Below are 18,761 nucleotides of genomic sequence, written 5' to 3' on the forward strand. Positions count from 1 at the left end.
CATTGCTGAACAAAGATAGACACAACCAAATACAACTGGCCCCGAGTAAAGGAACCGACATGACTCAAGCCATTTTAGAACTTAGCTCAATTGAGAAAGCCTTCCCAGGTGTGAAAGCACTGGATAAGGCAAGCCTCAACGTTTACCCAGGACGCGTAATGGCGTTAATGGGTGAGAACGGTGCAGGTAAATCAACGCTTATGAAAGTGCTCACCGGCATTTACCACTTGGATGGCGGCACTATCGCCTACCAAGGTAAACCAGCGGCATTTAAAGGACCTCGTGATTCACAACAAGCCGGCATTAGTATCATTCACCAAGAATTGAACCTAATTCCTGAGCTAACCATCGCCGAGAACATCTTCTTAGGTCGTGAAATCACAGGCACCATGGGACGTATCTTGTGGAACGATATGTACCAAGAAGCGGACAAGCTACTTAAACGCCTTAACGTAAAACACAGTTCAAAAACACCTTTAGGTCAGCTAAGCCTTGGTGAGCAACAAATGGTAGAGATAGCGAAAGCCCTATCGTTTGAATCTAAGGTCATCATCATGGATGAGCCAACGGATGCACTAACAGATACCGAAACTGAGTCTCTGTTCAAGGTAATTAATGAGCTGCGTTCTGAAGGCTGCGGCATTGTTTACATCTCTCACCGCTTGAAAGAGATTTTTGAAATTTGCGATGACATCACCGTACTTCGTGACGGTAAGTTCATTGGTCAGTGTGAAGTAAAAGACACCGACGAAGATGGCCTAATCGAAATGATGGTTGGCCGTAAACTGGACGAGCAATATCCACGTATCGGACAGAGCCACGGTGAAACCTGCCTTGAAGTGATTGGCCTGACTGGTTCTGGTGTTCATGACGTGAGCTTTACGCTAAAGCGTGGTGAAATCCTGGGTGTATCTGGCCTAATGGGCGCAGGTCGTACCGAACTGATGAAAGTGATTTACGGTGCCCTTCCAAGTGAGCGCGGCGTCATCAACCTAGAAAACAAAACCATCAACCCTGTAAGCCCGAAAGATGGCTTGGCGAATGGCATTGCTTACATCTCTGAAGACCGTAAAGGCGATGGCTTAGTTCTAGGGCTTTCTGTTAAAGAGAATATGTCTTTATGTTCACTTGACCTACTGACAAAAAGCGGTCAAATCCAACATAAAGATGAAGTAATGGCGGTTGATGACTTCATCAAGTTATTCAACATCAAGACCCCGACTCGCGAGCAAATCATTGGCAACCTTTCTGGTGGTAACCAACAGAAAGTAGCTATCGCTAAAGGCTTGATGACAAAACCAAAAGTATTGATTCTCGATGAGCCAACGCGTGGTGTCGATGTCGGTGCTAAGAAAGAGATTTACCAACTCATTAATAAGTTTAAAGCCGATGGCATGAGCATTATTTTGGTCTCATCTGAAATGCCAGAAGTGTTAGGAATGAGTGACCGCATCATGGTGATGCATGAAGGCCGTGTAAGCGGTGAATTTGATGCTAAAGAAGCAAACCAAGAATTATTACTGGCGTGTGCGGTCGGTAAAAAGATCAACGAGGACGCAGCATGAGTACTAAAACCATGAGCAAAACAACTGAAACTGAAGCGCCAAAGAAAAAACCGTTAATCAGCAAAGAATGGCTGATTGATCAAAAGTCATTGATTGCTTTGATCTTCCTGATTGTTGTCGTTTCTTTCTTAAACCCAAACTTTTTTACTGTCGACAACATTCTGAATATCCTGCGTCAAACCTCGGTTAACGCGATTATCGCTGTGGGTATGACGCTGGTTATCTTAACCGCGGGTATCGACTTGAGTGTTGGTTCTGTACTGGCTCTTTGTGGTGCATTCGCAGCCAGCATGATTGGCATGGAAATCCCAGTGATGATCGCAGTGCCAACCGCTCTAGTAGCTGGTGCAGCATTAGGTGCTATCAGTGGTGTGATTATTGCCAAAGGTAAGGTTCAAGCCTTCATCGCAACGCTTGTGACTATGACACTACTTCGCGGCGTAACCATGGTTTACACCGACGGTCGCCCTATCTCAACAGGCTTCACTGACACAGCAGACGCATTCGCTTGGTTCGGTACAGGCTACGCAATGGGCATCCCAGTTCCAGTATGGATCATGGTCGTGGTATTCGCAGCGGTATGGTATCTACTTAACCACACACGTTTCGGTCGCTACGTTTACGCTCTAGGTGGCAACGAATCAGCAACTCGCCTATCAGGTATTGATGTAGACAAAGTAAAAATCGGCGTTTACGCAATCTGTGGTCTATTGGCAGCAGTGGCAGGCATCATCGTGGCATCGCGTTTGTCATCAGCTCAACCAACAGCAGGTATGGGTTATGAGCTAGACGCCATCGCAGCCGTAGTTCTTGGCGGCACAAGCTTAGCCGGCGGTCGTGGTCGCATCATGGGTACATTGATTGGTGCACTGATTATCGGCTTCCTAAACAACGCCCTAAACCTATTAGACGTATCTTCTTACTACCAGATGATTGCAAAAGCAGTGGTTATTCTTCTGGCGGTATTGGTCGACAACAAAAACAAGTAAAACTCTGTTTTATATTAAAAAAATCTATCAGTAACAAACCTATAAACATTAAATCTATAAATAATGAAACAACGAGCTAGGGTTATCCAACCTAGCTCACCCTACATAAAGGACTTACACCATGAAAAAATTAGCGACTCTTATTTCTGCTGCTCTTCTTTCTACAACAGTATCTGTGTCTGCACAGGCGCAAGATACAATGGCAATCGTTCTATCTACATTGAATAACCCATTCTTTGTAACCATGAAAGATGGCGCAGAAGCGAAAGCTGAAGAGCTAGGCTACAAGCTTATCGTTCTTGATTCTCAAAACGACCCAAGCAAAGAGCTTTCGAACATTGAAGATCTAACCATTCGTGGTGTTAAGGCAATCCTGATTAACCCAACGGATTCAGATGCAGTGTCTAACGCGATTCGCATTGCTAACCGTTCAAACATCCCAGTACTGACACTAGACCGTGGTGCAAGCCGTGGTGACGTAGTGAGCCACATTGCTTCTGATAACGTAATTGGCGGTGAAATGGCAGGTCACTACATCATGGAAAAAGTGGGCGAGAAAGCGAAAGTCATTCAACTTGAAGGTATCGCGGGTACATCGGCTGCTCGTGAACGTGGCGAAGGCTTCATGAACGCAGTAAACGGCAGCGACCTTGAGCTTCTTGCAAGCCAACCTGCTGATTTCGACCGTACTAAAGGTCTGAACGTAATGGAAAACTTGCTTGCAGCTAACCCAGATGTACAAGCAGTATTCGCGCAGAACGATGAAATGGCACTAGGTGCTCTTCGCGCCGTTCAAGCTTCAGGTAAAGAAGTGATGATCGTTGGCTTTGATGGCACTGAAGACGGTATCGCTGCTGTTAACCGCGGCCTACTAGGCGCAACGGTTGCACAACAGCCTGACCTAATCGGTTCTTTAGGTATTGAAATAGCTGACAAAGTACTGAAAGGCGAGACAGTAGACGAGTACGTACCAGTAGCTCTAAAAATCATCGCTAAATAAGCTTGTTTGTTACTAAGTAATTCAGTTTAACGCTGAGATCTAATTAAGCAGGGAGTCCCCTATCTCCCTGCTCATTAGCTCACTAACTTGCGACTCAAGAAAAAACAAAAAAACCGACAGTGCATCGCTGTTTCTCATAAGCCGTCTAACAAGGCGAGCAATTTACGTAATGAGAAAGACCCATGCATTTTCAAATACGATATATCATAAGGCTCGTATCATGACTCAACTGATTGTTTTAGGTAGCGTTAACGCTGACCACGTACTGCAAGTTCCTTCGTTCCCTCGTCCGGGTGAAACCTTGATTGGCGGTAACTATCAGGTCATCCCTGGCGGCAAAGGTGCAAACCAAGCGGTAGCTGCAGCGCGATTAAACGCAGATATCGGCTTCATCGCCTGTGTCGGTGACGACCCATTTGGCATCAATATTCGTCAAGACTTTGCTAAAGATGGCATCAACATCGACGGCGTTATCGTGGCAGAAAACACGCCGACAGGCATCGCGATGATCCAAGTATCAGCAACCGGCGAAAACAGTATTTGTCTTTCTGCAGAAGCCAACAACAAGCTGACTTGCGACCAAATTGAACCGCACCTAGAGAAGATTCGCGGCGCTAAATACCTTCTAACTCAACTTGAAACGCCAATTGAAGGCATTGAATACGCAGCAAAAATAGCAAAAGAGAGTGGCACTCAAGTTATTCTAAACCCGGCACCTGCTCGTCCATTATCGGATTCATTGCTTGCGTGTGTCGATGTGATTACACCCAACGAAACAGAAGCAGAAGTTTTGACAGGCATTACCGTTACTGACAGCGCATCCGCTCATCAGGCAGCTTTGGCTTTGCACGCAAAAGGCATCGAGACGGTAATGATCACGCTTGGCGCGAAAGGCGTTTGGGTAAGTAAAAACGATAAAGGTGAGCTAATCGCAGGTTTTCGCGTTGAAGCAACGGATACAACCGCTGCTGGTGATACCTTCAACGGCGCATTGGTGACAGGCTTGCTTGAAGATATGCCACTTGAGCGCGCGATTAAGTTTGCTCATGCCGCTGCTGCTATTTCAGTGACACGCTTTGGTGCTCAAACGTCGATTCCGAGCCGTTCTGAAACCGATGCGTTTTTATCAGAGCAATTATCTGCCTAGCTTGATACCCATATGAAGGCTTAACTCCTGAGCTAAACCGTAGTTAACGGATGTTAGCCTTCAAATTCGGTAACAACAAATAACAAGCATAAGCCCCTGTATTCAGGCAGAATATCGCGCAACGTGGCAAGTTACTCCCACAAGGATTTTTTATGGCAACAATGAAAGACGTCGCTCGGCTAGCAAAGGTTTCTACTTCAACCGTCAGCCATGTGATCAACAAGTCACGTTTTGTCAGTGAAGAGATTGCTGAGCGTGTTAACAGTGCGGCTAAAGAACTCAACTACGCGCCGTCTGCATTGGCTCGCAGCTTGAAAATGAAGCAAACCAAAACCTTGGGCATGTTGGTTACTACCTCTACCAACCCATTCTTTGGCGAAGTAGTAAAAGGTGTTGAACGTCGTTGTTATGAGAAAGGCTACAACCTTATCTTGTGTAATACAGAAGGCGATAGCGAACGCATGAAATCCTCTATCGATACCTTGCTACAAAAGCGTGTCGATGGCTTGATGCTGATGTGTTCAACGCTTGAAGGTCAACATATCGATGTGTTCGAGCGCTACCCAGAGTTGCCTGTCGTGGTAATGGACTGGGGTCCAATGCTGTTCGCAAGTGATAAGATCCAAGACAACTCGCATCAAGGCGGCTACATGGCAACCAAGCACTTGATCGATAACGGTCACGCTCAAATTGGTTGTATCACTGGCCCACTGCACCGCAATCAAGCATCTTCTCGTTATCAAGGCTTCAAGCAAGCGATGGAAGAAGCGAAGCTCGAGATCAACCCTAAATGGATTGTTGAATCAAACTTCGAATGCGATGGCGGTTTTGACTCATACCAAACCTTAAAAGCGCGTGGCGAAATGCCATCGGCACTGTTTGTTAGCAATGACATGATGGCAATGGGTGTGATTCACGCTGCGGCTCAAGATGGCACATCGATTCCAAATGATCTTTCGATTATTGGCTACGATGACATCCACTTGTCTAAATACATGACCCCAGCTTTGAGCACTATCCACCAGCCAAAACACCGTTTAGGTAAAGCAGCCGTAGATACTCTATTGAACCGACTCAAAACCCCTGATGCGTATCCGCAGGTTGTTGAGTTAGAGCCAACGTTAGTTGAACGAAGCAGCGTAAAAGCGATTTAGTGCGCCTTTCTACAAATCTAAATAACTGCTCCAAACAACAAAGCCGAGCAGTGCAGCAAAGCAACTAGCCAAGGCAACATCCTACACAACAGACCTAAATAACAAAGGGCAAGGTTATCTAACCTTGCCCTTTTCGATCTTAATACGCTTCACTTGTCTTGTTAACGATTCAACGCAGACGCTATCTGTTGTATTTCATCTAACACATCAACACCATTGTATTGAGGCGCAATAGACAAGTCTTGAATATTAATCGTTTCAACAGACTGATGCTCACTGAGTTGAAGCATTAAGTCTCCCTTCGGTGAATAGGTTCTACTGCCGCCACAATATGTCGCGGTAAAGGCATCAACCACATCTTGCCCGACGCGATTACAGGTCACGATATGACACCCTTCTTCTAACGCTCTTGCTTGTGCAATGGCAAAGCTATGATGACCACCAAAATTCGCAGGATGGAGAATAACGTCTACCGACTGATACGGTCTCATGATCTCCGGGAACCATATATCAAAGCAAATCGCGACACCGAACTTCAAGCCTTTGTATTCAAAAGTAAGAAGTTCATTTCCTCTAGAAAAGTACTCTTTGTCGAATTTCGTTTGACTGACTTTTCTGTATTTATGACGCAAACCTGAACCATCAACCACCACAACGCTATTGTAATACTGACCATTATCTTCCTCAGCGACACCCGCAACGATTAACGTCTGATGTTTCGTGGCAAGCGCAGTTAATGAATCAATGGTCGGGCTGTTATTGAAGTCTTCACACAGTTCATGAATTTCTGCGGCATCGTTAAAGATATATCCAGTAGAGAACAGTTCAGGCAGCAACGTGATATCACCCACTGTCGTCTCAGCTTCCAAAAGCTCAGAGACTCGCGAGATGTTCATTTGTTTATTTTTGTATTCAACTTCAAGCTGGACAAGAGTGACGCTGACACTATTCAAAATCGAATCCTTACTGGGTAACACTTCAAACTTGGACTAAGAACGACAGGGTAAGATAATCCCCCATCGCTTGCTGACTCGAGCGCCAATGGTTGAAGCAAGCGCACACTCTCATAAGCACTCAGTTCATATACTTCATCAGCTTGGGCTCTGGCAAAACTGGTGGTGTGCTGTCCATGTAGGTTAAGAAGTTTTCCCACACCTCATGCGTTCTTTGTTTAGTCAGCTTAGTTTTGCAAGAAAGCGCCATAAGACCTCGAATTGAACCATCACGCCATTGGGTATACACCGAGTCACAATGTGCCGTCATGTAAGCTTGCCAACTGTCTTGAGCCATCTTGATTGAGCTAACCAACTCCGCATCATAAGCATTGTGTTCAAAGCTCGCTTCAAGGTATTGATCAAGCTCCACTTGTGCAGTTTCCAACTCAATCGACGCACAGTGATTGATCTCTATGGTATTCATTGCATTCTCGCAATCGACAACATCATCGGATGCTGATGCAAGCAAAGGTAAACACGTTAATAACACGACCGTTAAAGCCTTTTTCATTATTTATCCCCTCATTCAAAAGCACATATATGCGCCCTATTAATGCCAAGCATTACGAATCTTAACGACATAAGACGCCAATTGTTGATAACTGCGTTTAGGATTATGTCCAAAAACCACAAGAGCATACAACCACAGAACAAGAAGCATGGAAAACAAACCTGACTGGAAACCATCTAGGTACAACTCAGGTAGCAAGTCGACTACCTTTTGATAGTTCACAATTGAAATTGTTGTTTTACTGCTAATCAACTCATACGTTAAGCTTATTGGGCCCACTAAGGCCCAAACTAAAAACCATGACACGCCTGCGACAGGCACTAAACTCAGTAGCGGCTTAAGTTGCTTAACCGGGAAAATGAAATACAAGAGCATAATCAAATACAGAGCGGCTAAAAATAAGCTCCATGCGTGAACACTGACTTCAAAAATCCGATAACGCTCATCGACATACATGATTAACACTACCGCCCCCAATACACCAAGCGATAATAATTTTCCCACATACCTCGTTCTAGAAAACCTAATCAATACATAACCAATCACAAGAAGAAAGCACGAAAGCCAAGCTAACACTTCTGGTTTGGTCTCAAAAAGACGTGGTGTTGCGGAATTAGACAAGATAAAGATCGCGTAGGTAGGAGCAATCATCAGAAACGCGATAAACACACGCACCAACATCCAAATCATATTTTTAATCATTACGCTCAAATCCACTCACTCGCATTATTTCAAAAATTACAGTTTTCAATTTGATGATAAAAACCGGTAACAATCCGCTTCATCAAAAAACGCAAAAGTACTGAACAAAAAAACGACACTCTTAACCTTGGAAGCATATCTAACATCATGATTTCTATAGTGCGACCATGCGTTACGCTATTTATATCAATAACTCAGACTTTTGTTCACACTATTTATGCATAAGCTTGCGTTATTACCGTTAAATTTATAAATTAAGTTGCATGCACACACCAATCGGTCACGCTTCTCTTAATATGGATATCAAGTACCAGCATTTTGCCAAAACTTCATTCTTCTTTGCCATTTCTTTCTTTTTTTCCATGGCATTGCTCATACCTTTGACGCCATCTCATTACCAAACCTTAACCGAAGACACATCGAGGTTAGTAGAGACGAGGTTAGAAGGAATCCAATCAAGGTTCGACCATTTTTTATCTGAAATCACCCCAGATCAGCCTTGCGACGCGATTGTTAGACAACTTCGACAAAACGTTTTTGAAGCCGATTGGGTGAAAGAAGCCGCGGTGTTCAACAAAGAGAACCGATTTTACTGTTCAACCACCGATGGTGAGGTTTCATTTAGCTTATACAACACCATCAGGCAACGGCTCAATGAAGCCCCAAATTTAACCACCTTATCGTATTCAAACTCAGCGATTACTAAGGTGCAATCCATCATGCTGATATTCTCGACTAAGGAAGGCTCAGGAGTGAGCCTGATGATTCCTCCGCACTTCATCTTTGAGCTTGTAGAAGCTAATTTGAGTAGCCATGGCATTAATTCTAAAGTTGAAGTGATCAAAAGAGACATTCACCCTACCGACCTCGGCTCATACAACGCGACAGTGCGGATACAATCAGACATCTACCCATTCGCCGTCACCTCATACATTGGTAATCAGTATTATATTAACTTCATGCTGAATAACTTATGGTTTGGTTTCCTTATGGCCGGAATTGCCACCATTATTCGCCTTTCCTTCAAACATAAAAAGCAGAGCCAACGTAGCTTAGAATATTCGCTGTCTAGCGCACTAAAAAACAAACACCTACATGTTCACATGCAACCTATCGTTAACCAAAGCACCAATAAGATCGTAGGCTGTGAGTCACTATTGAGATGGAACGATCCAATTGAAGGTAACGTCTCCCCTGCTATCTTCATTCCATTAGCTGAAAGTTTAGGCTTGATCGAGAAGCTGACCTATTTCGTGCTGCATGAAGTGTTAACGACATTGAAAAGTAATCAAGAGGTGTTTGCATCAAAGTACATCAGCGTCAACATCAGCCGAAACGTTGTATCCAACAGTAACTTCACTAATAAAGTGATTAGCATCTTTAAAAGACACCCTGAAATTCTCAAGCAGGTGGTTTTTGAAGTGACAGAGGATGGTGAGTGTTCTGATGCCGATATGGTCAAAATTAAGGACAACTTGCAAAAGCTATCTGATCTTGGTGTGAGAATTGCCATAGATGACTTTGGCACTGGCTACGCAGGATTAGATTTTGTAAGGCAATTTCCGTTCACTATTATCAAGATTGATCGCGTGTTCGTGAAAAACATATCCGACGAATCCAGCTTTGGTATCCCACTATTAGAATCCATGCTTCAGCTATCACGCACCTTAGGCATGCAAGTCATAGTTGAAGGCGTTGAGTACGAGTCACAACTGAAGATCTTGTCGAAACTAGGCGTCGACTACATCCAAGGCTTCTACTTCTATAAACCTATGCCAATAAGCCTCGCCATTAGCTTGATCAAACAGCAGGGTTTTGAATCAGATAACGTTGAGGAGCAATGTACCTCAACGCTGAAGTGTTATTTGGTTTAGATTGGTATAAAGCACAAACCCAACACCGACATGAAGTCTGTGTTGGGAACAACTTTTAGTTTCCTTAATCCTACTTAGCTCTCATGTCTAAAATAGGCATATTTTCACCACCCAACATTGTTGCTGGCAGCTTTCCGTCCCAGTTTTGAGCTTCGGTCAGTTTAATAATTAACGGGTTATCCCCAAGAGCTTTGGCCTTTGCATTAATCGCTTCTGCTTCAGCAAAACCTTTTAATTTAATCGCCTTCGCTTCAGCTATAGCGATAAGCTCAATACCATCAGCCTCGGCTTTTGCCGTATTTACGGCTCTTTGAGCTTCCAAGTTTTGCCTAGCCAGTTTATGTTTCTCGGCAGCGGCTAAGTTTTTCTCAGTCTGCTTCGTTTCGATTGAGGTAAGGTATTTTTTTGGTAGGGCTATATTTTCAATCTGTATATTATCTACGCTTACTGGAAACGCGGCCATTTCTTCAATTAAATTGGATTCAATCGCCTGAATAGCACTCGCTCTATCTTGAATTAACTGCTCTGCATCATACTTAGGAATAACATCCTTAGTTGCCGACCTAAATCTAGGGTCAAGAATACGAGCTTCAAATTGCGGAAGACCACCATACTGTCTAAAAAGATCTAACGCTGCAGATTTATCTACCGTCCAGTTAACGGATACGACGACAGTAACTGGCATCTGCTCTTTTGTACTTGAGGCCATTTTCTCTTCATTCTTGCGTGTCCGAACTTCAATCTCTTCAACGCTGTCGATAAACGGGACTTTGAAGTGTAAGCCTGGGCTTACCTGTGTTTTAGCTTCACTAAAGCGCTTAACAATACCAATGTGCCCCTCATTAACAGTATAAACTGAACTAAAGAGAACAAAAGCAACGGTAATTCCGGCACCTAGCTTTTTAATAGGTAAGTTAAATTTCTTCATTTCTACAGCTTGTTTCATGTTTTTGACCAACCAACTTATTATATGTGTCAATAATTAATATCAATCCTAACGCCCGTAAGAAGGTGAGCCCCACAGAACTAACCAAGTACACGGTACTCTTACCGCAACCGCCGAGCGTAACGCATCATATTAATCCTTATTTATTATTACTTGTCTGCTTTATATTCCATCACGAGTCTTACTATTCCATCGAGTTCCTCGCGTTCATTTGACGAATATAACCCAGACTCTACAACACCAACGTCATCGTTATTGAAAACACCGACACGTAACTCATACTTTTTGGTTAAAAGGTATCCAACGATGCCAATTATGGAAAACACACCAATACCAGCAAGTGGACGAAAAAGGAAAATAGGTAAACTAAACACAACCGCAATAAAGAACGACCTTGTGATTTTACTTTTAATGTCATGCTCTTTAACGTAGATATTTTCTAACGTATTAAGCCTAAGAGGCTTTGGGCTCTTCCTTGTTACAATCGAGTCCGACTCAAGCCAAATATTCTTTTTGCCGCTTCCCATTGTTCCTCCTCCATAAAGCCAACCAACTTAAAATACGATAAACCTATCTTTAACAACACCTTACCAGTCAAAACTTGCAAGGTAAATGATTAACGCTATTGATTCTCATTATCGCACGAAGTGCCGATTGATAATTGATGGTGACTTTAACCTAGTAAATAAAGACCAAAGCGATGAAACACGGGCTTTGCTGTCAGCATGAAAAGATGCGTTGGATTAATCCGACCCACCGAGCCGAAAGGCATTGAAAATAAGAATAATGGTATTAGGAAAATCAGAGAAGGCGTGATGAAAAAGGAATAAATGGCTAACGGATTGATAAGATTGTTATTGCTACTTTATTTAGCGATGATCGCCTTGAGAAAAACCTCAAAGCGATTTGTCCTTCAAATGCAATCGTACAATTTACTTAATAAAGAGGTGCTAGGATTGTTCAAGCCTCGGGATTTAGTGTTGGCTGAGCAACACCTTAATCCTTATTTTCCGTCTTTGGGGGACTCTACACGTCTGAGAATCTGTTCCACACTGAATTTGAGAAGCAACCTGTCTATTTCCGTAAATTCTCTATCGTGAATTACAACTTCTTTCAAATGAGAACTAGAACCAGACTGGACAACAAACTTATGAAAATCAACTTGCTCTTTAGTGTCATTGAAAATTTTGACAAGTTTCGGCTCATGGATAGTAATTGCATCAAAATTCCATCTAAAACCAGTTCGTTTTATCGTAAATAAATCTTCTACGTAATCGATGTTATTTGACCACTTGTTAAAGCTGCTATGTTCAGATTTTGATAAGTTTAAACTGATTATAATTCCTTGGTTAAGGATAAATGGAAACCAGTAATTTTTTCTTTTTATATTAATGTAATAGTTCTTAGTACCAAGGAGTTCAAATCGCTTAAGTAAGCTCAGTGTGAAAATGAACATATCTTGATCGCAGTTTGAATTAGAGTCCAAATTGTTAATCACTATTACCTTAATGCATTGGCTAGAGAACTCTTCACTGTTAAGGTTAATGATTAGTTCATCAACGACCGAATCAACCCTACTATTTTCTCCAGCAACACTTACGATAAAAAAGAATAAAACAACCGAAAGTAGAGCAACAAGCCCATATAACTTATTCATGAACAATCCTTTGAATGAAATCTAACAAATGATTTTGACTTTCTCAACCTTACAGTCTACGTGTCACACTGAGTCAGAACACGCCGAATAACTGGAAGTTATTATGTCAATCACTCCGATAGCTGGCGTTTACCACACCAAAAATTCATTTAGTATTAAAGGCGTTGATGAATATGGCAAGTTTGTCCTACGAAAAACAATCAAAAGAAATAGATTTTTGGGCACATAGCCAATTTACCGCTGTACCTTATCAGAATTGAGGATTGCTCTCGTGCCTAGCGCACGCCACTGGGTGAGAGAGCAATTGAAGCTCGGCATAACCAGAAAATCATGGCGTCCAAATTCGTTATTCCATATCGAAAAATTGGAAAAACGATTCCAATGACACAAAGTTAAGCTATTTCTAACTCAACCTTGAAAAGGTAATGACTACCTCGCCAACGTACTCAAAAACTCGGCTTCGAACTCTTGATCGGCTTCTCGGGTTAGGCATTCCACTAGCCAGTCGATGCTTTGATGATCGAGCTTACTGTTCACCACAAAGGCTTGCTTTACACCAAATTGATCTAGCTTGGCAGAGCCGTAGTTCTTGAATGATTTGTTGCCGTGATAATGAAGTGACTTAATCGCCTCTGCATTCGGTTCTGGTAAAGCATCGAGTGTGTTGGCAAGCTGAATCACCAACTCCATTGGGTTCTTCGACGATGAAATTCGATACAGAAAACCGCCCTCCACTCTTTGGCGTACCCAGTAATCAAAGCCGCTGCAATCCATCACTTTATCGCTGACCAGCGCAGCTTCACTCCGATAACCACAGGGTTCAACCACCACTGGGGTGTGTTTAAACTCTGGCTGACCAGATGCAGCATCAGTGTGAGGCAAGATCAGGTCGCATGGTTTACTGTCTTTGGCAGTCGGTGCGTTCCAATGAATCGGCATGAAGACTTGCTCTCGGCGCATCTCTTTGGTCACTACTAAGCGGGCTTGGCACTCCCCTTGTGCGCTGCGCACTTTCACCACCGGGTTAGAAGTCGTTTGCTTAACAAGGTTTATAGTGGTGTGGTTGAAAGCATCTAGCCCAAATTCATCTAAACCGAACTCTTCTAAACCAAGCTCTGCAACCGTATCTGGGTGCATTGCTGCAAAGGGTTCTGGGGTGTGTTCACCTAAGCCTGCGGCCAAGCCTGTGCGGCTCATGGTGTGCCATTGATCTCGGATTCGACCTGTGTTCATGATAAGCGGGAATTCAAGGCTGGTGTCGGCAATCGGTTTGTCGTGCTCAACTGCAATAAACTGCGCTTTACCAGATTCGGTAAAGAACTCGCCAGTGGTGAACATACGCTGCTCAATGATCTCTGGTTGATATTTTAGCACTGGCCATTGCTGTGGAGTGAGTTCGCCATAGCCTTTCTCATCTAACTGAGTCAGACCGATTAAGCATAAGTCACGCGCTTTGCCTGTTTCATTGCCGAGCGCTGTCATCTCACAATATTCTTTAAAGATCTCACCTTCGTGACGGTAATCAAACTGCTCTTTGAATCCCATTTTCTGTGCCACTTCTTTTAATATCCACCAATCGGGTTTGGCTTCCCCTGGGCTTGGTAATATACGGCGTTGGCGTGAGATTCGACGCTCAGAATTAGTCACGGTGCCCGACTTCTCGCTCCACCCTTGCGCGGGCAACACCACATCGGCCAAGCGAGTGGTTTCAGTATCGGCAATGCAATCCGACACTACTACAAACGGGCACTTCTCTAGTGCGGCTTTGATTTTTTCACTATCAGGCAGGCTCACGACTGGGTTAGTTGCCATTATCCACACAGCTTTTATCTTGCCATCATTCATCGAATCAAATAGGTCAATGGCTTTTAAGCCTGCGTGAGTAGCTAAGCTGTCAGTTTCCCAAAACTCGCTGACAGTTTGGTGTGACTGCGAGTCACCAAATTCAAAGTGCGCCGCTAAGGTATTGGCTAAGCCACCCACTTCTCGCCCGCCCATTGCGTTTGGCTGGCCTGTTACTGAGAAAGGCCCCATGCCCGGTTTGCCAATTTTTCCAGTGGCTAAATGGCAGTTAATTATGGCGTTTACCTTGTCGCACCCTTGTGTGGATTGGTTTACGCCTTGAGAATAGATGGTCAGCACTTTCTCATTAGAAGCAAACAGCTTGTAGAACTGTTCGAGTTGCTGCTCAGTAAGCCCTGTTAGCTCAGGAACGCTTTTGTCTCCCTTACTTGATTCGGTATAACGATAATGACTTGCAGAACGAATCGCTTCAGTAAAGCCTTGGGTGTGGTTTTCTATGTAGTTGGAATCTAGCTTGTCGTTATCGTCGAGGTAACCCAATAAACCGTTGAACAACGCCACGTCTGAGCCGGATTCCAACGCCAAGTGCATGTCGGCAATTTCACAGGTGTCGGTATAACGAGGGTCAATGACGATCACTTTTAATGCAGGGTTGGCTTGTTTGGCAGCTCTTAACCTTTGGAAAAGTACCGGATGACACCATGCTAGGTTTGAGCCTGTAATCACGACTAGATCGGCTTGCTCGAGATCTTCATAACAGACAGGAACTGTGTCTGCACCAAATGCGCGCTTATGCCCGACTACGGTTGAAGCCATACACAGCCTAGAATTACTGTCGATGTTGCCACTGCCGATGAAGCCTTTCATCAGTTTATTGGCAACATAATAGTCTTCGGTAAGCAGCTGACCAGACACATAGAACGCAACCGAATCGGCCCCAAATTCTTCGATGGTTTGATTGAATTTTTCTGCGACCAGCTGAGTAGCACTGTTCCAATCCAGCTCTTGTTTTTGCTCATTCTGAATATGAGCAGGCTGTGTTAGACGCCCTAAAGGCGTGACGGTGTCGCCAAGCGCGATCCCTTTAGTACATAGCTTTCCATAGTTTGATGGATGATCTTTATCACCACGAACTTCTAGTTTTCCTAACGATGTCGGTCTCGCTTCTATTCCACACCCTACACCACAATAAGCACAGGTTGATTTTATCCAACCACTGTTTGAATCGGTCATCCGTTTCTCACTCAATTATCCATAATTGTAATAACTCAAACCAAGCAAATAACACGCCATTTAATACCAGCCGGAAAATTTGAAATATTTAACATTAAAAACAACAACTTAATTAAATTCAGAATATCAACACTGAACAAAATAGAACTTAACCAAGATAGAAACTTAATTTTTGCACCATCTTGCAGAAAGTTGCACCACAAATGCTCATTTATGTAAATCTAACAAAAAATTTACATACCACTTTAGGGGTAATTGCGTGCCACCACCAAATTTTAAGCCACTGAAAAATATAAATTAAATTTTATTTAAATGACCAACCTGCAATCTGGCACCCTCCTTGCTCTACTAGAAATCAAGACTTAGAAAAAACATTTTTGTTTTTCTTGATGATTATGAATTGAGTGGAATCTCAACCCGGTATTCATCTACTAACGACTAGAAATTAGATGCTAGTGATGATGACGCCGAGAATAAGGAATGGATTATGAGCAAGAAGAAAATCGTCGTTGTTGGTAACGGCATGGTTGGACACAAATTTATCGACAACATCCTGCAATCAGACAGTGATGAGTTTGATGTGATTACTTTTAGTGAAGAGCCAAGGTTAGCCTACGACAGAGTTCAGCTGACTGCTTACTTCAAGCGCGGAAATGCTGATGATTTGGCATTAACCAGCGAAGAATATTACCAAAGCAATGGCGTCAATTACCTTCTCAACGCGAGAGTCGCTCAACTCGATACTGAAAATAAGTGCGTTGTGACTGAATCGGGACATACCGAGAGTTATGACACATTGATTCTGGCGACCGGTTCATTCCCTTTTGTTCCCCCTATTCCCGGCAACGACCAAGAACACTGCCACGTTTATCGCACCATCGAAGATTTAGACGCCATTGAGCTCTCAAGTAAAGGCAGCAAATCGGGCGTGGTGATTGGTGGTGGTCTGCTTGGCTTAGAAGCCGCAAACGCAGTCAAAAACCTTGGCTTGGAAACCCATGTGGTGGAGTTCGCACCTCGCTTGATGGCCGTACAATTAGATGACGGTGGTGGTGCGCTTTTACGCAGAAAAATTGAAGACCTCGGTGTGCAAGTTCACACTGATAAGGCAACCTCAGAAATAGTCGCGGGAGAGAATGCTCGCTACAGAATGAACTTCGCAGACGGCACACACCTTGAAACTGATATGATCGTATTCTCTGCGGGTATTCGCCCTCAAGATGCTCTAGCTCGCAGCTCTGATATCGCTATTGGTGAACGTGGCGGCATCGTGATTAACGATCACTGCCAAACCAACATCGACAATGTGTATGCAATTGGTGAATGTGCCCTTTGGGACAACAAGATCTTCGGCTTAGTGGCACCCGGTTATTCGATGGCGAAAGTCGCGGCTACGCATATCTTATCGGACGGAACAAGCGACGCTTCATTTACCGGTGCCGACATGAGCACCAAACTCAAATTGTTGGGCGTTGATGTGGCTAGTATTGGCGAAGTACACGGCCAAACAGAAGGCGCTCAATCGTATACCTATAACGATGAAATTGAACAAGTTTACAAACGCCTAATCATATCGGCTGATGGCAAGAAAATTGTCGGTGCGGTATTGGTGGGTGACGCCGAAGCTTACGGTTCGCTGCTGCAAATAAAGCAAAATGACATGCCTCTTCCTGAAAACCCATCAGTGCTGATTTTACCTAACGTGGCCGATGATTCAGGCTCTGCAATGGGTGTTGAAGCTCTGCCTGATAGCGCTGTGATTTGTTCGTGTTTTGATGTGACCAAAGGTGACATTAAAGACGCGGTTTCTGCCGGCTGCACCACGATGGCTGCATTGCAAGAAACCACTAATGCTTCGACAGGTTGTGGTGGTTGTTCTGCCCTTGCTAAACAGGTTCTCGATAGCGAACTGAGTAACTTGGGTGTCGAGGTTTCTAACGATATCTGTGAGCACTTTGCCTATTCTCGCCAAGAGCTAACTGACATCATTCGAGTCAACAAGATTAAGACCTTCGATGAGTTGCTGGATTCTCACGGAAACGGGTTGGGCTGTACCGTGTGTAAGCCAGCAGTGGGTTCAATTTTGGCTTCTTACTGGAACGATTACATCCTCGAAGATCAACACATCGAACTGCAAGACACCAACGACATCTACCTCGGTAACATGCAAAAAGACGGCACCTACTCTGTGGTTCCGCGTATTGCTGGCGGAGAAATCACACCCGACAAGTTGATCGTTTTAGGCGAAGTCGCAAAAGAGTTCGACCTATACACCAAGATCACTGGTGGTCAACGTGTCGACTTGTTTGGCGCGCAACTTAACGAACTGCCAATCATCTGGAAAAAGCTAATCGATGCTGGTTTTGAAACTGGCCACGCTTACGGTAAATCGGTACGTACCGTGAAATCGTGTGTGGGTAGCACTTGGTGTCGATACGGCGTCGACGACAGTGTTGGCTTAGCGATTCGACTAGAGAACCGCTACAAAGGTTTGCGTTCACCCCACAAGATCAAGTTTGCGGTTTCTGGCTGTACTCGTGAATGTGCAGAAGCCCAATCAAAAGACTTTGGCATTATCGCCACCGACAAAGGTTGGAACCTCTATATCTGTGGTAACGGCGGTATGCGCCCTCGCCACGGTGACCTTTTTGCTACCGACCTTGATGAAACCACTCTTCTGCAATACATCGACCGCATTCTGATGTTCTACACACGAACCGCGGATCGTCTACAGCGTACATCGGTATGGATGGAAAACCTTGAAGGTGGCATCGAATACCTCAAGCAAGTCGTGATTGAAGACAAGCTCAATGTTGCTGAAGAACTTGAAGCTGACATCGCTCTCAACATCGAAAAATACCAATGTGAATGGAAAACCACCATCGAAAACCCTGAAAAGATGAAACGCTTCCAGCACTACATTAACAGCGAAGAAATGGACACTAGCCTGTCATTCATTAAAGAACGAGAGCAGCGTTTTCCTAAGCCGAGCTTGAGCTCTTCTTCAGATTCACAACGAGATGAAATGCTCACCAATGCTGACCAAATCGAAGTCACAGAAGTTTCGTAAGCCGAATTGATGGTGAGTGAATCAGTAACAACTAAACCCAATATCGATAGTCGACAGTGGACAGTGGCGCAGCCCAAGAAAACTGCTGTCGGCTATCACCCTAATTGAATTGATT

General features: G+C 44.0%; 14 protein-coding genes. 7 read left to right on the top strand and 7 right to left on the bottom strand.

Features of this window, described 5'->3' with window-relative positions; all coding sequences use genetic code 11:
- The first annotated feature begins 59 nt into the window (after window positions 1-59).
- From rbsA to OCV44_RS15000, 5 genes are all read left to right on the top strand, one after another.
- Entirely contained in the window at window positions 60-1,565 is a 1,506-nt protein-coding gene (gene rbsA / locus OCV44_RS14980; protein ID WP_139684186.1) for a ribose ABC transporter ATP-binding protein RbsA, read from the top strand.
- Window positions 1,562-2,554 (top strand): ribose ABC transporter permease, encoded by a 993-nt coding sequence (rbsC, locus tag OCV44_RS14985; protein WP_009844905.1) that lies wholly within the window; start codon window positions 1,562-1,564, stop codon window positions 2,552-2,554. Before rbsA ends, rbsC begins: the two co-directional genes overlap by 4 nt.
- A gap of 121 nt (window positions 2,555-2,675) precedes the next feature.
- Window positions 2,676-3,554 (top strand): ribose ABC transporter substrate-binding protein RbsB, encoded by an 879-nt coding sequence (gene rbsB / locus OCV44_RS14990; protein WP_012600805.1) that lies wholly within the window; start codon window positions 2,676-2,678, stop codon window positions 3,552-3,554.
- 220 nt (window positions 3,555-3,774) lie between these two features.
- Window positions 3,775-4,701 carry a ribokinase gene (gene rbsK, locus OCV44_RS14995; RefSeq protein ID WP_139684185.1) on the top strand — a complete coding sequence of 309 codons (927 nt, stop codon included), beginning with the start codon at window positions 3,775-3,777 and terminating at the stop codon, window positions 4,699-4,701.
- Between the two features lie 152 nt (window positions 4,702-4,853).
- Window positions 4,854-5,855 carry a substrate-binding domain-containing protein gene (locus OCV44_RS15000; protein ID WP_139684184.1) on the top strand — a complete coding sequence of 334 codons (1,002 nt, stop codon included), beginning with the start codon at window positions 4,854-4,856 and terminating at the stop codon, window positions 5,853-5,855.
- A 161-nt stretch (window positions 5,856-6,016) separates the two neighbouring features.
- On the opposite strand, the gene OCV44_RS15005 is transcribed toward OCV44_RS15000, so the two are convergent.
- The 3 genes from OCV44_RS15005 to OCV44_RS15015 form a co-directional block, all read right to left on the bottom strand.
- Entirely contained in the window at window positions 6,017-6,808 is a 792-nt protein-coding gene (locus OCV44_RS15005; protein ID WP_102249251.1) for a carbon-nitrogen hydrolase family protein, read from the bottom strand.
- 121 nt (window positions 6,809-6,929) lie between these two features.
- Window positions 6,930-7,361: a lysozyme inhibitor LprI family protein gene (locus OCV44_RS15010; protein ID WP_102249208.1), complete on the bottom strand. Its 432-nt coding sequence runs from the start codon at window positions 7,359-7,361 to the stop codon at window positions 6,930-6,932.
- 39 nt (window positions 7,362-7,400) lie between these two features.
- On the bottom strand, window positions 7,401-8,063 hold the full coding sequence (locus tag OCV44_RS15015; protein WP_083783997.1) for a hypothetical protein: 663 nt from the start codon (window positions 8,061-8,063) through the stop codon (window positions 7,401-7,403).
- 296 nt (window positions 8,064-8,359) lie between these two features.
- Between OCV44_RS15015 and OCV44_RS15020 the strand changes: the two genes are divergently transcribed.
- Window positions 8,360-9,937: an EAL domain-containing protein gene (locus OCV44_RS15020; RefSeq protein WP_139684303.1), complete on the top strand. Its 1,578-nt coding sequence runs from the start codon at window positions 8,360-8,362 to the stop codon at window positions 9,935-9,937.
- Between the two features lie 70 nt (window positions 9,938-10,007).
- Here the strand turns inward: OCV44_RS15020 and OCV44_RS15025 are convergent, their stop codons facing one another.
- From OCV44_RS15025 to OCV44_RS15040, 4 genes are all read right to left on the bottom strand, one after another.
- Window positions 10,008-10,883, bottom strand: coding sequence for a prohibitin family protein (locus tag OCV44_RS15025; protein ID WP_049779392.1), 876 nt, complete (start codon window positions 10,881-10,883; stop codon window positions 10,008-10,010).
- 149 nt (window positions 10,884-11,032) lie between these two features.
- Entirely contained in the window at window positions 11,033-11,410 is a 378-nt protein-coding gene (locus OCV44_RS15030) for a hypothetical protein (protein WP_139684183.1), read from the bottom strand.
- Between the two features lie 476 nt (window positions 11,411-11,886).
- Window positions 11,887-12,540 (bottom strand): hypothetical protein, encoded by a 654-nt coding sequence (locus tag OCV44_RS15035; protein ID WP_139684182.1) that lies wholly within the window; start codon window positions 12,538-12,540, stop codon window positions 11,887-11,889.
- Between the two features lie 429 nt (window positions 12,541-12,969).
- Window positions 12,970-15,591, bottom strand: a complete 2,622-nt coding sequence (locus OCV44_RS15040; RefSeq protein WP_139684181.1) for a molybdopterin oxidoreductase family protein — start codon at window positions 15,589-15,591, stop codon at window positions 12,970-12,972.
- A 472-nt stretch (window positions 15,592-16,063) separates the two neighbouring features.
- On the opposite strand from OCV44_RS15040, the gene nirB reads away from it, so the two are divergent.
- Entirely contained in the window at window positions 16,064-18,646 is a 2,583-nt protein-coding gene (gene nirB / locus OCV44_RS15045) for a nitrite reductase large subunit NirB (RefSeq protein ID WP_139684180.1), read from the top strand.
- Window positions 18,647-18,761 lie beyond the last annotated feature (115 nt).

Source organism: Vibrio tasmaniensis, assembly GCF_024347635.1.
GTDB lineage: Bacteria > Pseudomonadota > Gammaproteobacteria > Enterobacterales > Vibrionaceae > Vibrio > Vibrio tasmaniensis.

Excerpts from the sequence above, each read along its gene's own strand:
- rbsA (WP_139684186.1), top strand. The coding sequence starts at position 60 with ATGACTCAAGCCATTTTAGAACTTAGCTCAATTGAGAAAGCCTTCCCA.
- rbsC (WP_009844905.1), top strand. The coding sequence starts at position 1,562 with ATGAGTACTAAAACCATGAGCAAAACAACTGAAACTGAAGCGCCAAAG.
- rbsB (WP_012600805.1), top strand. The coding sequence starts at position 2,676 with ATGAAAAAATTAGCGACTCTTATTTCTGCTGCTCTTCTTTCTACAACA.
- rbsK (WP_139684185.1), top strand. The coding sequence starts at position 3,775 with ATGACTCAACTGATTGTTTTAGGTAGCGTTAACGCTGACCACGTACTG.
- OCV44_RS15000 (WP_139684184.1), top strand. The coding sequence starts at position 4,854 with ATGGCAACAATGAAAGACGTCGCTCGGCTAGCAAAGGTTTCTACTTCA.
- OCV44_RS15010 (WP_102249208.1), bottom strand. The coding sequence starts at position 7,361 with ATGAAAAAGGCTTTAACGGTCGTGTTATTAACGTGTTTACCTTTGCTT.
- OCV44_RS15015 (WP_083783997.1), bottom strand. The coding sequence starts at position 8,063 with ATGATTAAAAATATGATTTGGATGTTGGTGCGTGTGTTTATCGCGTTT.
- OCV44_RS15020 (WP_139684303.1), top strand. The coding sequence starts at position 8,360 with ATGGATATCAAGTACCAGCATTTTGCCAAAACTTCATTCTTCTTTGCC.
- OCV44_RS15025 (WP_049779392.1), bottom strand. The coding sequence starts at position 10,883 with ATGAAACAAGCTGTAGAAATGAAGAAATTTAACTTACCTATTAAAAAG.
- OCV44_RS15030 (WP_139684183.1), bottom strand. The coding sequence starts at position 11,410 with ATGGGAAGCGGCAAAAAGAATATTTGGCTTGAGTCGGACTCGATTGTA.
- OCV44_RS15035 (WP_139684182.1), bottom strand. The coding sequence starts at position 12,540 with ATGAATAAGTTATATGGGCTTGTTGCTCTACTTTCGGTTGTTTTATTC.
- nirB (WP_139684180.1), top strand. The coding sequence starts at position 16,064 with ATGAGCAAGAAGAAAATCGTCGTTGTTGGTAACGGCATGGTTGGACAC.